General features: G+C 70.7%; 13 protein-coding genes. 4 read left to right on the forward strand and 9 right to left on the reverse strand.

What is annotated here, in order from left to right:
• Window positions 1-233: hypothetical protein (locus CCR97_RS03120; protein ID WP_420826055.1), on the forward strand; the 233-nt coding region annotated here is incomplete at its 5' end.
• On the opposite strand, the gene CCR97_RS03125 is transcribed toward CCR97_RS03120, so the two are convergent.
• Window positions 215-1,342 carry an NnrS family protein gene (locus CCR97_RS03125; protein ID WP_201159293.1) on the reverse strand — a complete coding sequence of 376 codons (1,128 nt, stop codon included), beginning with the start codon at window positions 1,340-1,342 and terminating at the stop codon, window positions 215-217. The two genes, CCR97_RS03120 and CCR97_RS03125, sit on opposite strands and share 19 nt — an antisense overlap.
• A gap of 15 nt (window positions 1,343-1,357) precedes the next feature.
• Window positions 1,358-1,498, reverse strand: coding sequence for a hypothetical protein (locus CCR97_RS03130; RefSeq protein WP_170146131.1), 141 nt, complete (start codon window positions 1,496-1,498; stop codon window positions 1,358-1,360).
• Window positions 1,499-1,902: 404 nt separating this feature from the next.
• Here CCR97_RS03130 and CCR97_RS03135 point away from each other — a divergent pair, with 404 nt between their 5' ends.
• The gene (locus CCR97_RS03135; RefSeq protein ID WP_244670241.1) at window positions 1,903-4,197 is read left to right on the forward strand and encodes a TonB-dependent receptor family protein; all 2,295 of its coding nucleotides are present in this window, start codon (window positions 1,903-1,905) and stop codon (window positions 4,195-4,197) included.
• Window positions 4,198-4,285: 88 nt separating this feature from the next.
• Here the strand turns inward: CCR97_RS03135 and CCR97_RS03140 are convergent, their stop codons facing one another.
• The 3 genes from CCR97_RS03140 to CCR97_RS03150 form a co-directional block, all read right to left on the reverse strand.
• Window positions 4,286-4,876, reverse strand: coding sequence for a cupin domain-containing protein (locus tag CCR97_RS03140; RefSeq protein ID WP_111357251.1), 591 nt, complete (start codon window positions 4,874-4,876; stop codon window positions 4,286-4,288).
• A 55-nt stretch (window positions 4,877-4,931) separates the two neighbouring features.
• Window positions 4,932-6,737: a CocE/NonD family hydrolase gene (locus CCR97_RS03145; protein ID WP_111357252.1), complete on the reverse strand. Its 1,806-nt coding sequence runs from the start codon at window positions 6,735-6,737 to the stop codon at window positions 4,932-4,934.
• 98 nt (window positions 6,738-6,835) lie between these two features.
• Entirely contained in the window at window positions 6,836-8,209 is a 1,374-nt protein-coding gene (locus CCR97_RS03150) for an MFS transporter (protein WP_111357253.1), read from the reverse strand.
• Between the two features lie 522 nt (window positions 8,210-8,731).
• Between CCR97_RS03150 and CCR97_RS03155 the strand changes: the two genes are divergently transcribed.
• Window positions 8,732-9,433, forward strand: a complete 702-nt coding sequence (locus CCR97_RS03155) for a TetR/AcrR family transcriptional regulator (RefSeq protein ID WP_244670242.1) — start codon at window positions 8,732-8,734, stop codon at window positions 9,431-9,433.
• A 39-nt stretch (window positions 9,434-9,472) separates the two neighbouring features.
• Here the strand turns inward: CCR97_RS03155 and CCR97_RS03160 are convergent, their stop codons facing one another.
• Window positions 9,473-9,694: a hypothetical protein gene (locus CCR97_RS03160; RefSeq protein WP_111357254.1), complete on the reverse strand. Its 222-nt coding sequence runs from the start codon at window positions 9,692-9,694 to the stop codon at window positions 9,473-9,475.
• 334 nt (window positions 9,695-10,028) lie between these two features.
• On the opposite strand from CCR97_RS03160, the gene CCR97_RS03165 reads away from it, so the two are divergent.
• Entirely contained in the window at window positions 10,029-11,453 is a 1,425-nt protein-coding gene (locus tag CCR97_RS03165) for a hypothetical protein (protein ID WP_146618742.1), read from the forward strand.
• Window positions 11,454-11,469: 16 nt separating this feature from the next.
• On the opposite strand, the gene CCR97_RS03170 is transcribed toward CCR97_RS03165, so the two are convergent.
• From CCR97_RS03170 to CCR97_RS03180, 3 genes are all read right to left on the reverse strand, one after another.
• Window positions 11,470-12,039 (reverse strand): cytochrome b, encoded by a 570-nt coding sequence (locus tag CCR97_RS03170; protein ID WP_111357256.1) that lies wholly within the window; start codon window positions 12,037-12,039, stop codon window positions 11,470-11,472.
• 119 nt (window positions 12,040-12,158) lie between these two features.
• Window positions 12,159-12,794 carry a glutathione S-transferase family protein gene (locus CCR97_RS03175; protein ID WP_111357257.1) on the reverse strand — a complete coding sequence of 212 codons (636 nt, stop codon included), beginning with the start codon at window positions 12,792-12,794 and terminating at the stop codon, window positions 12,159-12,161.
• Between the two features lie 252 nt (window positions 12,795-13,046).
• On the reverse strand, window positions 13,047-14,369 hold the full coding sequence (locus CCR97_RS03180) for a glycosyltransferase family 87 protein (RefSeq protein WP_111357258.1): 1,323 nt from the start codon (window positions 14,367-14,369) through the stop codon (window positions 13,047-13,049).
• Window positions 14,370-14,546 lie beyond the last annotated feature (177 nt).

Here is a 14,546-nt window from a genome sequence, read left to right on the forward strand (position 1 = left end):
CCCCGGGCGGTCCCGGCGCGCCGCAAGCCGGCGCTCCGCAAGCCGGCCCTCCGGCGGCCGGCACCCCCGGCGCGCCGAGCGGAGACGCCGCGCCGCCCCTCAAGGTGGTGACGCCGTCGGGCAAGACCGGCTTCGTGTCGGCCGACGCCGTGCTGCCGCTGGTCTTCGAGCAGCTCTGCTACGTCAAGGACGCGAGCGGCTGGAAGATCGCCGGCTATCTCGGCGGCGAGTGAGCGGCACGCTCCGCCGCGAGGCCCTGCGCGGTGGTGCGCGCCGGCGCGATCGCGGGCCGCAGCAGCAGCGGCCCGTAGGCGATGAGAAAGCCCGCATAGGCGGCGAGCCAGAGCTCGCCGGCGAGCGGCAGCAGCGGCAACGTCCAGGCCGGCGCGAGCACGCTGCCGGCCCGCGCCGCCGCGGCGAGGGCGATCGCGAGAAAGATCGCGGCGGAGCCGCGTAGCGCGCGCGGCGGCCGGCCGGTGTGGCCGAGGCTCACCCGCGTCATCAGAGCGAGCGTCATCAGCCCGATGCCGCCGATCGCCCAGACATGGATCACGGCCGCCGCCAGCGCCGCGTCGCCCGACAGCGCACCGGCGCCGGCGAGCAACAGCCCGAGCGGCGTCATCGCGGCGCCGAGCTGCAGGCTCCAGACGAGCGGCTCGCGGGGAGTTCGCAACGGCGCCCAGCGGGCCTGGCGGACGACGAGCAGCACGCCGGCTGCGATCAGCACGGCGCCGGCGGTCGGCGCCGCATCACCGAGCGTCGGCATCGCCAGCCAGACGACGAGCGCAAGAAGGCCGAGACCGACCGCCGCCGCGTCGAGCCGGCGCGCCGGCGCCGGCATCGGGGCGCGGCCGGTCTCCCAAAGGTAGTCGCGGGTGAAAGCCGGGACGATGCGGCCGCCGAGCAGCATCATCTGGGCCGTGACGCCGGCGAGCGCGAGGCGGCCCGCGAAGACGCCATCGTGACCCGACAAGGCGTCGGCGTGGAACAGACCCTGAGCGACGACCAGCACGGCGAGCGACGCCACGGCGGCGGCGTTGGCGATGCTCCGCGCCGCGACGATCTCGTGCGTCACCACGGCGGCGAGGGCGATCGTGAAGGCGGTCGCGACCGCGGCGACGGCGAGCGGGCCGAGCCCGAGGAGGCCCGCGACGGCGAGCCGGCCGGCGATCCACAGCGCCATCAGCGCGGCCAGCGGCGCCGGGCCGAGCGGCCGCCGGCCGGTCCAGTGCGGCACGGCGGTGAGCAGGAACCCGGCCTGGACGGCCGGCACGTAGCCGAACAGCAGCTCATGGGCGTGCCAGGCGGCGGGCGCGAGCGGCGGCTCGACCAGCGCGACCAGCGGAAAGGCGGCGCCTCACAGCCCGATCACGCCGACGGCCTGGAGCGCGCCGGCCAGGAAGAACGGCCGGAACGACGCGCCGTGTCGGACCGGTGCCGCGTCACGGCGCTGCGCGGGGGGCCGCTCGGGGCGCATCTCGAGAGACGTAAGCGACATGAGGGAGACCACAGACGAGCGATTTACGTACTTATGCGCCATAAGTGTATCTTATAACTGTAGTTTGGAATCGTTTTAGCTTCAGATACTTAGTTTTCATTGTTTCTAAACTTTGCAATTAAGGTTTGACTCGCCCTAAGCCAAATTCCTACTGAGAGCAACACGCTTGTTTCGGCGTTACCCCCGCGCCGTGATCGCCCGCCAGCCAGCGCATCGTTTCGCGCCCCGCCAGCCCCGCATGTCACCGCCGCCGCCACCGGACCGCCTCGCGGCCCGGGCGTCGCATCGTCCGGACCACCGACGTGGCCGGCCGTCGCTGTCACCCGCGGAGCGCAGGGGGCGGCGAAAGGCCGGCCTGCCCGGCGCGGCCGGACAAACCCGGATTGCAAAGGAGCCGGTTCGTGATGAGTGTCGTGTCGATCACCCGGAGCCCGACGACCGTGCCCGCCCTGCCGCTGCCCATGGTCCCGCATGCGACGGCGCCGCTGCCCGGCCGCGCCCGGCCGCGCGCTGCGCTCTGCGCCGCCGTGTCGGCGCTCGCGATCACGGCCGCGCTCGGGCTCGTCGCGACCGAGGCGCGCGCCCAGTCGGCGGCGCCGGGCGCCACCGTGACGCTCGACGAGCTGGTGGTCGAGGCGGCGGGCGGCCAGCCCGGCGCGCCGGCGACCACCACCGAGGGCGAGGCGCGCCGCAGGCTCGCGGCGACCCCGGGCGGCACCGCCGTCGTCGACCAGCGCCAGCTCGAGGCGCGCTCCGACGTGTCGATCGCCGACTCGCTCAACATCGTGCCGGGCGTCATCGCCAACAGCTTCCTGGGCGGCAACGACCAGCCCAAGATCCACATCCGCGGCTCCGGCCAGCAGACCAACCCGACCGAGCGCGGCCTCCTCATCCTGCAGGACGGCCTGCCGCTGAACCGCGCCGACGGCTCCTACATCGTCGGCCTGATCGACCCGCGCATGGCCGACTTCTTCGAGGTCTATCGCGGCTACACGGCGAACCGGCTCGGCGCCACGGTGCTGGGCGGCGCCATCAACTTCGTGTCGCCGACCGGCTCGGGCTCGCCCGGTGCGCAAGTGAGCGTCGAGGGCGGCAGCTACGGCTATGTCCGCACCCAGGTGCAGGGCGGCGACCGCAAGGGCGACTACGACGCCTTCGTCCAGTACTCCTACGACCAGCGCGACGGCTATCGCACCTGGAACGGCTCGGACCGCACCATCTTCAGCGCCAATGCCGGCGCCAGGATCAACGACAACATCTCGACCCGGGTGTTCGTCGGCTACACGGATCTGGGCTTCGAGATCGCCGGCCCGCTGTCGTGGAACCGGATGAAGGCCGATCCGACCCAGGCGGCGCCCGGCCCGATCACCGTGAACGGCGTCCCCACCGAGCCGGGCCCGAACGCGCTGCGCGACAAGCCGCTGCGCGACACCCAGCAGGCGCGCGTCGGCTCTCGCACCACCGCGACCTACGGCGAGCACGTGTTCGATCTCGCGCTCGGCTACACCTACACGGACGACACGTTCCGCTTCCCCGTCGGCACCGGCTACCGCATCACCGACGGCGGCGACTTCACCACCTCGGCGCGCTACGCCTACCGGCCCGACAAGACCGCGGCGCTGCCGCTGTTCGAGACCACCGCCATGTACGTGGTGGGCAGCGCGGACCGCACCTGGGCCAACAACTATCGCAGCATCAGGACAACGGCCTTCGGATCGAACGAGCTCGAGGCGCAGACGCTGTCGGTGTGGTCGGGCTTCAACGTGCCGGTCGGAGCCTTCACGATCTCGCCGGCGCTCTCCTACATGATGGCGACGCGCGACAACACCGACACGTTCGGTGCGGCGCGACGGCCGACCATCAACGCCGTCTCGGGCGCGACCGGCACGGTCGCCGCCACCAACACCAGCTTCTCGCGGTCCTACGACGCCTTCAATCCGAGCCTGGCGTTCCTCTATAATCTGGCGCCGAACAACGTCGTGTTCGCGGCGGTGAGCCGCACCTACGAGGCGCCGACCTTCGACGACCTGCTGGAGGCGACCGGCGGCACGCCGAACACCAGCCCGACCGGCTTCGCGACGCCCAACCTGAAGGGGCAGAGCTCGATCACGGCCGAGACCGGCACGCGCGGCACGTGGGATCGCTTCGCCTGGGACGTGGTGACCTACTATTCGTGGATCGAGGACGAGCTGATCCGCACCACCAACATCTCCGGCGCGCTCTCCACCGTGAACGCCGACAAGACCCGGCATTTCGGCGTCGAGCTCGGCGGCAGCGTGCGGCTCACCGACGCGCTGACCGCGCGCGTCACCTACACGTTCCAGGACTTCCGTTTCTGGAACGATCCGCTCTACGGCGACAACCGCATCGCCGGCGCGCCGCGCCACGTCTTCCTCGGGGCGCTGCGCTACACGATCAATCCGCAGCTGTGGGTCGAGGGCGAGGTGCAGTGGGTGCCGGACGACGTGCCGGTCGACAACGCCAACACGCTGTTCTCGGAGGCGTTCGCGACCGTGAACATGCGGGCCCACTACAAGTACGACGCGCGGTGGAGCGGCTACGCCGAGGTGCGCAACCTGTTCGACGCCAACTACGCCGCCTCCACGCTGACGATCGGCCGCGCGACCCGCGCCGACCAGGCCGCCTTCCTGCCCGGTGACGGCCGCGCCGTCTACGGCGGCATCAAGGCCCGGTTCTGAGAACGGCCGGCGACCGGCGGCGCGGCTCTGCAGCCGCGCCGCCGGTGCGGCCTACGCCCGGGGGACAGGCGATCGCTGGGGACGATCGTCAGTCCAACGGCCGGGCGTCGATCAGCACGAAGGCGACGATGCAGGGCTCGCCCGAGCGATTGGCCCAGGCATGGTTGGTGCCGCGCTGGACCAGCATGTCGCCGGCGACGAGCTTCGTCTCGCCGACATCCATCACGGCCCAGATCTCGCCCGACAGCACGATCGCGTAGTCGATCGAGCGGGTGCGATGCATGTGGGCGTGGCGAACCTCGCCGCCCTTGCTGGCGGACTTGGCGGTCTCGTCGATCGCCACGGCGCCGCCCATGGCGGCCGCCTTGGCGGCCCAGTCCGCGTCGGGCGGGAACTGCACGACGCGGAACACGCTGCCGCCGGCCGGCGGCGCCACCTGTATCGGCAGGCCGCACGGATCGGCCTGCGTCGCCGGGCCGTTGTCGGCCGGGGTCGAGAACGTCTTCCAGAAATCCGTCACCGCGAAGTTCGGCTGATCCATGATCGGCATCACGTGCGGCGACGTGGCGTCGCGCGCGACGACCGAGTTGCCGTCGGCATCGTGACCGGTGACGACGACGCGGAAGCGGCGGATCTCCGGACCCGGCGCGACCGCCGGGCGAACGGCCTGCTGACTCATGGGGATGGCTCCTGTTTTCTGATCTCGAAGGAAGGCCGGGCGGGACCCCGAGCGGTCACGCCTGCTGGATCACGGGCAGCAGCAGATGCGAGGGCCGCGCGGCGTCGTGATAGATCTTGTGCAGCGTGGTGCGGCTGGAGACGATGTGGTTCGGCACGTACTCGGCATTGGTGGCGCCGCCGACGCCGGTCGGCATGTCGGCGCTGGCGATCTCGACGCAGATGCGATGGCCGCGCCGGAACAGGTTGGCGGTGGCGAGGATCTCGATCGCGTATTCGGTGATCTCGCCGGGCACGACCGACTGCTGCGCCGCGCGCGTGAGCGGGTGCCACGGCCGCCACGGCGTCGAGCGCTCCGGATCGAGCGCCCGGTGCGAGGCCTTGAGCCAGCCGCGCGTCACCTCGCGCTCCGGCAGGCCGGCCGGGATCTCGCGCTCCCCTTCGCGCACCGAGCGTACCGAGACGTCCGGCCCGACATCCTTGACGGTGACGAACCAGTTGGTGTCGTCCTGGTCGATCGCCGCGAACAGGGTGAGCACCATCGGGCCGGCGACCAGAAGGTCGGCGGGCAGCGGGTCGGTGAGATAGCGGAGCTTGGCGATCGTGTTGGTTTGGGTCGGCGGCATCTGCACGAAGGCATCCGGCGGCCGCTCGTCGTCGACGCTCGACGGGACGAAGGGGTCGGGGCGCAGCCGCTCCCAGGAGTCCAGATAGAGCTTGGTCCACTGCGTCTCGGGCAGCGGCCAGCCGGCGCCCTCGCGCCACTCCTCGGCGCCCATCACCCAGTAGCGCACCGGCGGCTCGTCCATGATGCCGGTGTCGAGGCCCTTGAGCCAGTGGTCGTGCCAGCGGAGAATCTCGCCGTGTAGAGTGTGGAACGGGCGCTCGAGATGGGCGGGTCCCGCGAACATCAGCTTCTTGGGCGCGGCGATCGTCTCGAAATAGCTCTGGGCGCCCTGCAGATGGGTCTTGTACGTGTAGGCGTACCAGCCCGACCCGGTGTAGGTCGGCACCGTGATGTCGGCGAGCTTCGCCTCCGCCTCGCGCACCGCCTCCTCGCTGTCGTAGGGGTTGATCAGCAGGTCGAAGTAAGGCGGCATGTGCTGGCCCTTCTGGGTCAGCACGTTGAGGATGTGCGGATACATCCGGTAGTCGGGATTGCGCATCGCCTCCTGCCACAGCGCCTCGCGCTCCGGCGGCAGCGCGCCGGGCTTGCCGCGGGTCCCGTGGATCGCGGCGAAATGCATGATCAGATAGCGAAAGAGATGCAGCACGCCGCCCGGATACTCCTCGCGGAAGCTGCCCAGCACCCCGTAGGCGCCGCGCGGATCGAGCGGGAAGATCGCCTTCAGATGCGGCGGCTTCTGCCGCGCGACGTGGAGCTGCTCGGCGCCGAAGCCGGAGATGCCGACCATGCCGACATTGCCGTCGCACCAGGGTTGCTGCGCGATCCACTCGATCAGGTCGTAGCTGTCGAACAGGCGCGAGCCGCCGCCGTCGGACTTGCCGACGTTGCGGGGCGAGCCGATCACGTGCACGTAGCCACGCGACGTAAAATACTTGGTGTCGCCCGCCTCCAGGAGGCCGGCCCACAGCGACGACCAGGCCGGCTGCGGCGGCAACGTGGCGGCGACATCGGGGCCCTGCAGGTCCTTGTTGTAGATCGAGAAGGCGAGCAGCACCGGCAGCTTCTCGTCGGTGTCCGGGCGATAGACGTCGACCGAGAGGTTGACGCCGTCGCGCATCGGCACGGCGACGTCGCGCTCGGCGATCAGGCCGGAGTGGGTCGGCGCGCGGTCGTAATCGACGGGCGGACGATCGGCGGCATGGGGCAGCCCGGCGGGGCGGTTCGAAGCGGTCATGGCGAAAGGGAACCTCTGGGGAGAGCGGCCGCCCGCCCGTGACGCGCGGGCGGCCCGGATCACGCGGCGCCGGCCGGGCGCCGCAGCGGAGACGCCCGTCAGGGCGAGATGTCCTCGAGCACCCGGCCCTTGGTCTCGACGGCGAAGATCGCGACGATGACGCAGGCGACCGCCGCCACCGCCCCGAAGGCGAGGAAGACGTTCTCCAGCCCGCCGGCGATCATCATGCCGACCATGGTCGGGCCGATCATCGAGGCGAGGTTGCGCCAGGCGCCGCCGGCGCCGACCCCGATGGCGCGGGCGCGCGTCGGGTAGAGCTCGGGCGTGTAGAGATAGATGCCGATGGAGAGCACCGACGAGCAGAAGAACGCGGTGCTGACCAGCACCAGCACGCGCTCCGGGCTGCTGGCGCCGAACAACCACAGCGAGCCGAGCGCCAGCGCGACACCGGCGAAGGCGACGGCGAACCACGGCCGTCGGCCGACGCGATCGATGGTGAGCGCGCAGGTCAGCGTTCCGAACAGCCCGACGATCTGGGTGATCAGCCCGTACTGGAGCGACTGGGCCAGCGGCAGGTGGAACACGGTGCGGTACATGGTCGGTACCCACACGACGAGCCCGAAGGTGACGATGAAGGCGGAGAACCAGATCGTCCACACGACGAGGGTGCGGCGCAGATAATGCGGGCCGAACAGATCCGCCCACGAGGCCGGCTTCTCGTGCGTGACGACCACGGGCTGCACGGGCGGCAGCGCTGCGCCGGTCGCCCGTGCCGTCTCGGCCTCGATATGCGCGAGCGCCGCCTCGGCCTCCTGATCGCGGCCGCGCGCCGCGAGCCAGCGTGGCGACTCGGGCAGCAGGCGCTGCATGAACACGGCGAGGATCGCCGGCAGCGCGCCGATCACGAACATGTACTGCCAGCCGAAGGTCGGCACGATCCAGCTGCCGAGAAACCCGGCGGAGACGAGGCCGATCGGGAAGATCAGCTCGTAGAGCAGCACGAAGCGGCCACGGCCCTTGGCCTTGGCGATCTCGCTGATGTAGACGGCGGCGATCGGCACCTCGCCGCCGAGCCCGATCCCCTGGATGGCGCGGAACACGAGGAGCGACTCGTAGTTCCAGGCGAAGGCACAGGCGAGACTCATGATGGACAGGACCAGCACGGACCACACCATCGCCTTGACCCGGCCGTAGCGCTGCGCGACCCAGCCGAAGAACAGCGCGCCGACGAGCTGGCCGACATAGCCGACCGAGATCATCAAGCCGATCTGCGGCGGCGTGAGCTTCCACAGCGGCGCGAGCACCGGAAGCACGAACGCGATGGCGAGGCCGTCGAAGGCGTCGAAGAAGGTGGCGACGCCGACCACGACGCGGGCCTTCACGTGCCACAGCGAGATCGGTAATCGCTCGATGCGGGCGACCACGTCGTCGACCTTCGAGCAGGCGGGTCTTGTCAGGATCGCGTCGGACATGCGCGACTCTCCCGGAGCAGGCAGTCGGTTGATGCGGCGGACGATCGGAGCACGGCCGTGGAGCTGCGGCGGGATCTGGCGGAGCCGGACCTGAGGGCATGCTGGCATGCCGCCGTGATTGCGCCTCCCGCGCCGCGGCAGCGCCGCGTTCAGGATCGACTCGAAGAGAACGACAGGGTGGTTCGCCGAAGCGGCGCAGCCCGCGCGCCTCGCCGAATCGCGCCGGACTTCCGTCCGGCCCGGATCACTCGGGGGGGTGTAGAATTGTCTTCGACGACCGTCCGGCCGCCGCGGAGAGATCTTGTGTTCGAGAGCGTCGCATCCGTCTCATCGTCGTCTCCTGGCCGTGGACAACCGTCCCGGCGCTGGCGTTTCGTCCCGAGGCGACACCGCGGATTTCTCTCGCTAAAAAGAGGGCGGCGCCTTTATTGAACGCGTTCATTTTTGAACTTGTTCATTTTTGTGTCAAGAGCTCGGGCTGTCGCATGCGCGGCGGTCGGGTTTGTACGGATGTGGACCGGGATGATGGTTGAGCGCGACACACGAGAGCACGACCCGCGAGACCTCGCGCCGGACAACGCGGGCAGCACGGCGCGCGGCCCGGCCGGTCGCCGGGAGAAGAACAAGGAGGACAAGCTCCGCCGGATCAAGGAGGCGGCGCGCGAGCTGTTCGTCTCGAAGGGCTTCGACGACACGACGATCCGCCAGATCGCCACGCAGGCCGAGGTCGGCCTCGGCACCGTCTTCATCTACGCCGCCAACAAGCGCGACCTGCTGTTCCTGATCGCCAACGAAGGACTGGACGAGGTCGCCGGTGCCGCCGCCGCCGCGGTCGATCCGGACGCCGCCCTGATCGACAATCTGCTCGCGGTGTTCCGGCCGCACTACGCCTTCTTCCAACGGCAGCCGGAGCTGTCGCGCCTCGTGCTGCGCGAGATGACCTTTTACGACAGCGGCGCGCAAGCCGGCTCGTTCCGGAAGACCCGCGAAGCGCTGATCGAGCTGCTGGGCGAGGCCGTCCGGCTCGCGGCCGAGCGCCGCGAGATCGCGATCGACGAGACGGCCGCGTTCGTCGGCTGGACGATCTTCTGCATCTATCAGGTCGAGCTGCGCCGCTGGCTGTCGGACGGCACGGTCGATCTGGAGAGCGGTCTCGACCGGCTGCGTCGCGCCCTGCTGCTGCTCATCTACGGCCTCGGCGCCCCCCCGCGTCGCGGCGGCTGAGACGCCCGGCGTCGGACACCGCGCCGATTGCGGGCCGCGTCACTGCATCCGCAGCCGCCGGGCGCGGGCGGCGGAGCGGCGGCAGTGGGCGGCGCTCTCCGAGGAGATGCGGGCGAGCCGGGCGTGGTTCTCCGGCGTGAAGGGGTTCTCGCCCATCGCCTTGAAGAAGCGCACCAGCGCCTGATGATAGACCACCTGGGCTTCGGCGAGCTCGTCCGAGGTGAGCTCGTGCCAGTGTTTCTCGAAGAAGGACTTGCACATCGCGACGAGGGATCGGTTCGATTGAGAAGGACGGTGCCTCGCCCGGGCGGCCCCGGACACCGCGATCATTGCCTTCCAACAAATGAGAAGGCGTTACTTTCGCGCGGCGAACTGATTCAAATTGCCACGGCCGCGCTCGGCTTCGGTTCATCCTGCGGCGCCGATCGCGCGAGACGGCTCGCCCATCGGGTCGTGGTCATCACCTGGGCGCCATCACCTGGGCGGCATCGCCGAGCTAGCGCCGAAAGGGCTTGAAATCCGCCGCGCCGCCCCGATGATCATCGCCGTGACCCGCCGCCCTGCCTCCCGCATGACTGCCATGACGGATCTGCCAATGACGAACTTGCGTCGACTGGTCGTCGGCGCCGGGATCGCGTGGGCGCTCGCCTTCGTCGTGGTCGGAGTCGGCGCCGATCTCCAGGTCTGGGGTGACGGCGCGCTCTTCTCCTATGCGGTCGCGGTGCGCGACACCTTCGGCTTCCACTGGCACAACATCTCGGGCCGCCTGTCGATCCATCTGATCGCGCATCGGCCGGCCGAAGCGCTGGTCGGGCTGACCGGATCCGCGCGGGCCGGCATCGTGCTCTACGGGCTGCTGCTCTTCGCCGCACCGCTCGCCGGGCTCGGCGCGACCTTCGCCGTCGACCGCACGTCCGGGCGCCGCCTGTTCGTCGCCGCCTGCCTGTCGACCGCCCTTCTCTGCCCGCTGGTGTTCCCCTGCCCAACCGAGATGTGGGTGGCGCACGCGCTGTTCTGGCCGACGCTCGCGCTCTGCCACGGCGCGCCGCTCACCCGCGGCGGCACCCTCGCGATCGCGGCCGCGCTGCTGGCCCTCGTCTTCAGCCACGAGGGCGGCCTGGTGCTGGCCGCCGCGATCCTCGCCACGCTGGCGCTGCGCGGTCTTCGCACGACGCGATTTCTGCGCGCCGCGGCGGCGCTGATGCTCGCGCTCGCCGTGTGGGGCGTGGTGAAGCTGACGATCCGGCCCGACGACTACATCAGCGCCGTGCTGACGACGGCGGCGTTCCGCTTCGTCGATCCGGACAATCTGATCGATCCCGTCGTGCTGCTGATCGTCGCGGCGCTGGTGATCTTCGCCGCCCTTGCCGCCGTGCTGGCGCGGACCGGGATCCCGGCGCCGGTCGCCTGCGCCCTCGGCGCGACCGTGCTGCTGCTCGGCGTGTACTGGCTGACGCTCGATCACGCGCTGCTCGCCGAGAACCGCTATCCGCTGCGCACCGTGCTGCTGATCGGCCCGCCCGTGCTGGCCGTCGTCGCCGTCGTGAGAACGTTGGAGGACGAGGGCCGCCTGCCCGCCTGGCTGCGCCGGCGCGCCGACGCTCTCACGGCGCTCGCCCGCCGCATCGGCCCGACGATCGCGGCCGGCGCGTTCCTGCTGATCATGCTGATCGGCGCAGTGGAGACGACGAAGTTCGTCCTCGCCTGGCGCGACTATGCGGACGCGGTCCGGCGGCTCGCGACCGGCACGGCATCGGACCCGGAGCTCGGCGATTCGCGCTTCGTCTCGGCGGGGCGCATCGCGCCGGCGCTACAACGGCTCGCCTGGAACTCGACCACGCCGTATCTGTCCGTGCTGGTCGCGCCGGGCTTCGCGCCGAGCCGCCTCGTCGTCGATCCGACCGCGACCTATTTCTGGATTTCTTGCGCAACCGCGACCCGCAGCGCGGCCGCGGCGAGCGCCATCCCGCCGGACGCGCGCGCCCTGATCCGCCGCCTCGCCTGCCTGCACCGGCCGTGAGCGACCGTCGCGGCGGCTACGCCTCCTCGTCGCGCGGCCACATGCGGCGGAAGACGCCGTCCTGGCGGATCACCGCGTGGAACAGCGCGGCACCGACATGGATCACGACGAGCCCGATCAGCACGAAGGCGGCGACCGCGTGAGCGAGGAACACGGGCTCCGACATCTTCTGGTCCGGCGCCACCAGGGCCGGCAGCGTGATGCCGAACGCCGTCAGGGCCGGAAACAGCGAGACGCCGAGCCAGCCGAGCAGCGGCACGACGATCAGCAGCAGATACATCCAGGTGTGCACCAGATTGGCGGTCTCGGCCTGCCACGTCGCGATGCTCGGGTCCTCGGCCGGGACGCCCTGGCCGATCCGGTTGGCGAGGCGCACCAGCACCAGGGCGAGCAGCGCCACGCCGAGCAGCTTGTGGACGTCGTAGAGCGACAGCGCCGTGGACAGCTTGGCGAGGGTGCTGCCCTCCGGCGCCCAGGTCATCACGATGCCGATCGTCGCCTGGAACAGGATCAGGACCGCCATGGTCCAGTGCAGGACGCGAGCGGTGGTGCCGTAGACGGCGTGCGCGGACCATGGCCTCGGCATCGTGCCCCCCGAAGTTCTCACCCGAACGTCTCACAAGACATTCTCATCCGACCTTCGCACCCGGATGTCTCGTCCGGATGTCGTCGGCCGATCGTGGTCGTCGTCGCGGGAGGGGATCGTCAGCCGGCCGCCACGAGGGCGCCGGGCACGTCCTCCAGCATCGTCACGTGGCGCGGCTGGCGCGCGACGCGGGCGAGCCAGCGCCGGATCGCCGGATAGCCGGCGAGATCGAAACCGGCCTGGTCGGCGATGTGCGTGTAGGCGTAGAGCGCGATGTCGGCGATGGTGTAGCGGTCGGCCGCGAAGAAGCGGTTCGCCTCGAGGTGCTCCTCCATCAGGCCGAGCGCCGCGTAGCCGGCCTCGGTCCAGCCCTCGATCTCGTGCATCTTCAGCTCGCGGCCGCCGCGCACCAGCGTCAGCCAGAAATAGGCGGCGCCGATGCTCGGCTCCATGCTGTTCTGCTCGAAGAACATCCAGCGCAGCGCCTCGGCGCGCTCGAAGCGGTCCTCCGGCGCGAGCGGCGTGCCGCCGGCGATGTACCACAGGATGGCGTTCGATTCGGGCAGCCAGCGGCCGGCCGCGACCTCGAGCAGCGGTACCCGGCCGCTCGGATTCTTGGCGCGGAACTCGGGCGTGCGATTCTCGCCCTTGAGCACGTCGATCTCGACCAGTCGATAGGGAATGCGCAGCTGGGTCAGCGCGAGGCGGACCTTGTAGCAATTGCCCGATCGCTGCATCGAGTAGAGCGTGTACATGCGTTCCCGCCCGCGGCTCCCGCCCGTCGCACCCATTCACCCGTCCTGACTGACGCACCACCGCCGGGTTCGTCTGCTCGCACCGCAACAACGTCGCGCGAACCGACGTCGTCACCGACATCGCCACACAAGCAACCGCGGCACCGGCTTTCGGCCGCCTGAAATCAGCAGCAGAAAGAAGGCTCGCAGGTTGTCCGCGACGGCGAGAGCACCATGCGGTCGCAACCAGCATTGCATGCTCGAATTGCGACTTCAATTAGGACGCGGCGGGAGTTTCGCCAGGGGTGCGATGACAGAATCGGATGGCGCCGCAGCAAGCCCTCCGCCGTTTGTGCACCGCCACAGAATCGTGATCAGCAGCGCGAGAATCACGATCGTGCCGAGGGGAATCATCAGGTGCTCGGCGACGGCCCGGGTGAAAAGCGGCACTGCGTAGACGACCGCCAGGAGAGTTTTCTCCCACGGCCCGAATCCGTGCCGGGTCGCATCGGTGATCAGGAAGGCGAGCGCCGGGCCGAGCAGCATCAGGTCGTAGTCGTGACTGTGCGGCGCCACCACCAGGGTTCCGACGAGGAGGAGCGCGGCGCGCAGCGCCGGGCGCACCCGCGCCCGGAACGCCCAGACGACCGCGAGCGCGGTGGCGAGCGCGACGATCGCATGCAGGCCATAGGCGAGGTCGACCGGGCCGCCCCAGAACCGTGTCCACGCGAACACGCCGTGCAGCTTGTGCCAGCCCGCGACGCCCTGCTCCAGCACCTCGGTGCGCACCGCGCCGCTCACCGCGAGAAAGGCCCGCCACGGCTCCGGCCCGAGCAGCGCAAGGGTCACGCCGGCGAAGACGACGACCGTCGCGGCCGCCGCCGCGATGGTGCGCCATCGGCCCCCGGCGAGCAGCGCCAGCGGGATCAGGAGGCCGAACTGCGGCTTGTAGACGAGGAGGCCGATCAGCACGCCGGCGAGCAGCGGCCGCCGGTCGAGCACGGCGAGCGCTCCGCCGAACAGCGCCGCGGTGAGGAAGCCGTTCTGCCCGTGCCCCACCGTGACCAGCACGGCCGGAAAGGCGAGCGCGACCAGGAGCCACAGCCGGTCCGGCCCGCCCCGCTCGCGCGGCGTGGCGGGGTCGGCCGCCGTCTGCAGGATCGTCCGGATCGCCAGCACGTAGAGCGCGATCGTCGTGGCGAGCCACGCCGAAAGCGCGAGCGGATAGGGCAGCGTCGCGAGCAGGGCGGCGACGAGAAGAAAGAACGGCGGATAGAGCCAGCCGTAGAACGGCGTCTGCGGCCCGAAGGTGGCGCGCTGCAGGGCGGCCAGCGCGGCGTCGTCGTAGGCGGCCGCCGGATGGCCGTCGAGCACCAGCCGGCCGGCCGTCCAGAAGCACGAGAAGTCGGTGGCGAGCGGGCGCCCCTGATAGTCGGTCATGCCGTTCGAGGTGGCGGCGACGACGGCCAGCGCGAGGCCCGAGACGCCGAGCAGCGCCGCGCACCACAGCCGCACCCGCTCCCGCGTCAGCCAGTCGCCGCTCCGCAACGTCGCCGCCAGGTCCGAAACCGCGTGGCGCTTCACCGCCTGCCCCATCGCCGCCTCCCGCTCCGGTCCGGGAGCTTACGGCCGCGCGCCTAATGGTTGGTGTGCGGGGTCAGGGAGGGCATCTCGGTCCTTTCTCCCCGCGCGCGGGGAGAGGTCGAGCCGAACTCGGGGAGCGGCCGGGAAACACCATCCCCGCCGCGCGGCGCTCGGCCGGCCGATCAGGCG

Origin of the sequence: Rhodoplanes elegans (assembly GCF_016653355.1) — a bacterium.
GTDB classification, from domain to species: domain Bacteria; phylum Pseudomonadota; class Alphaproteobacteria; order Rhizobiales; family Xanthobacteraceae; genus Rhodoplanes; species Rhodoplanes elegans.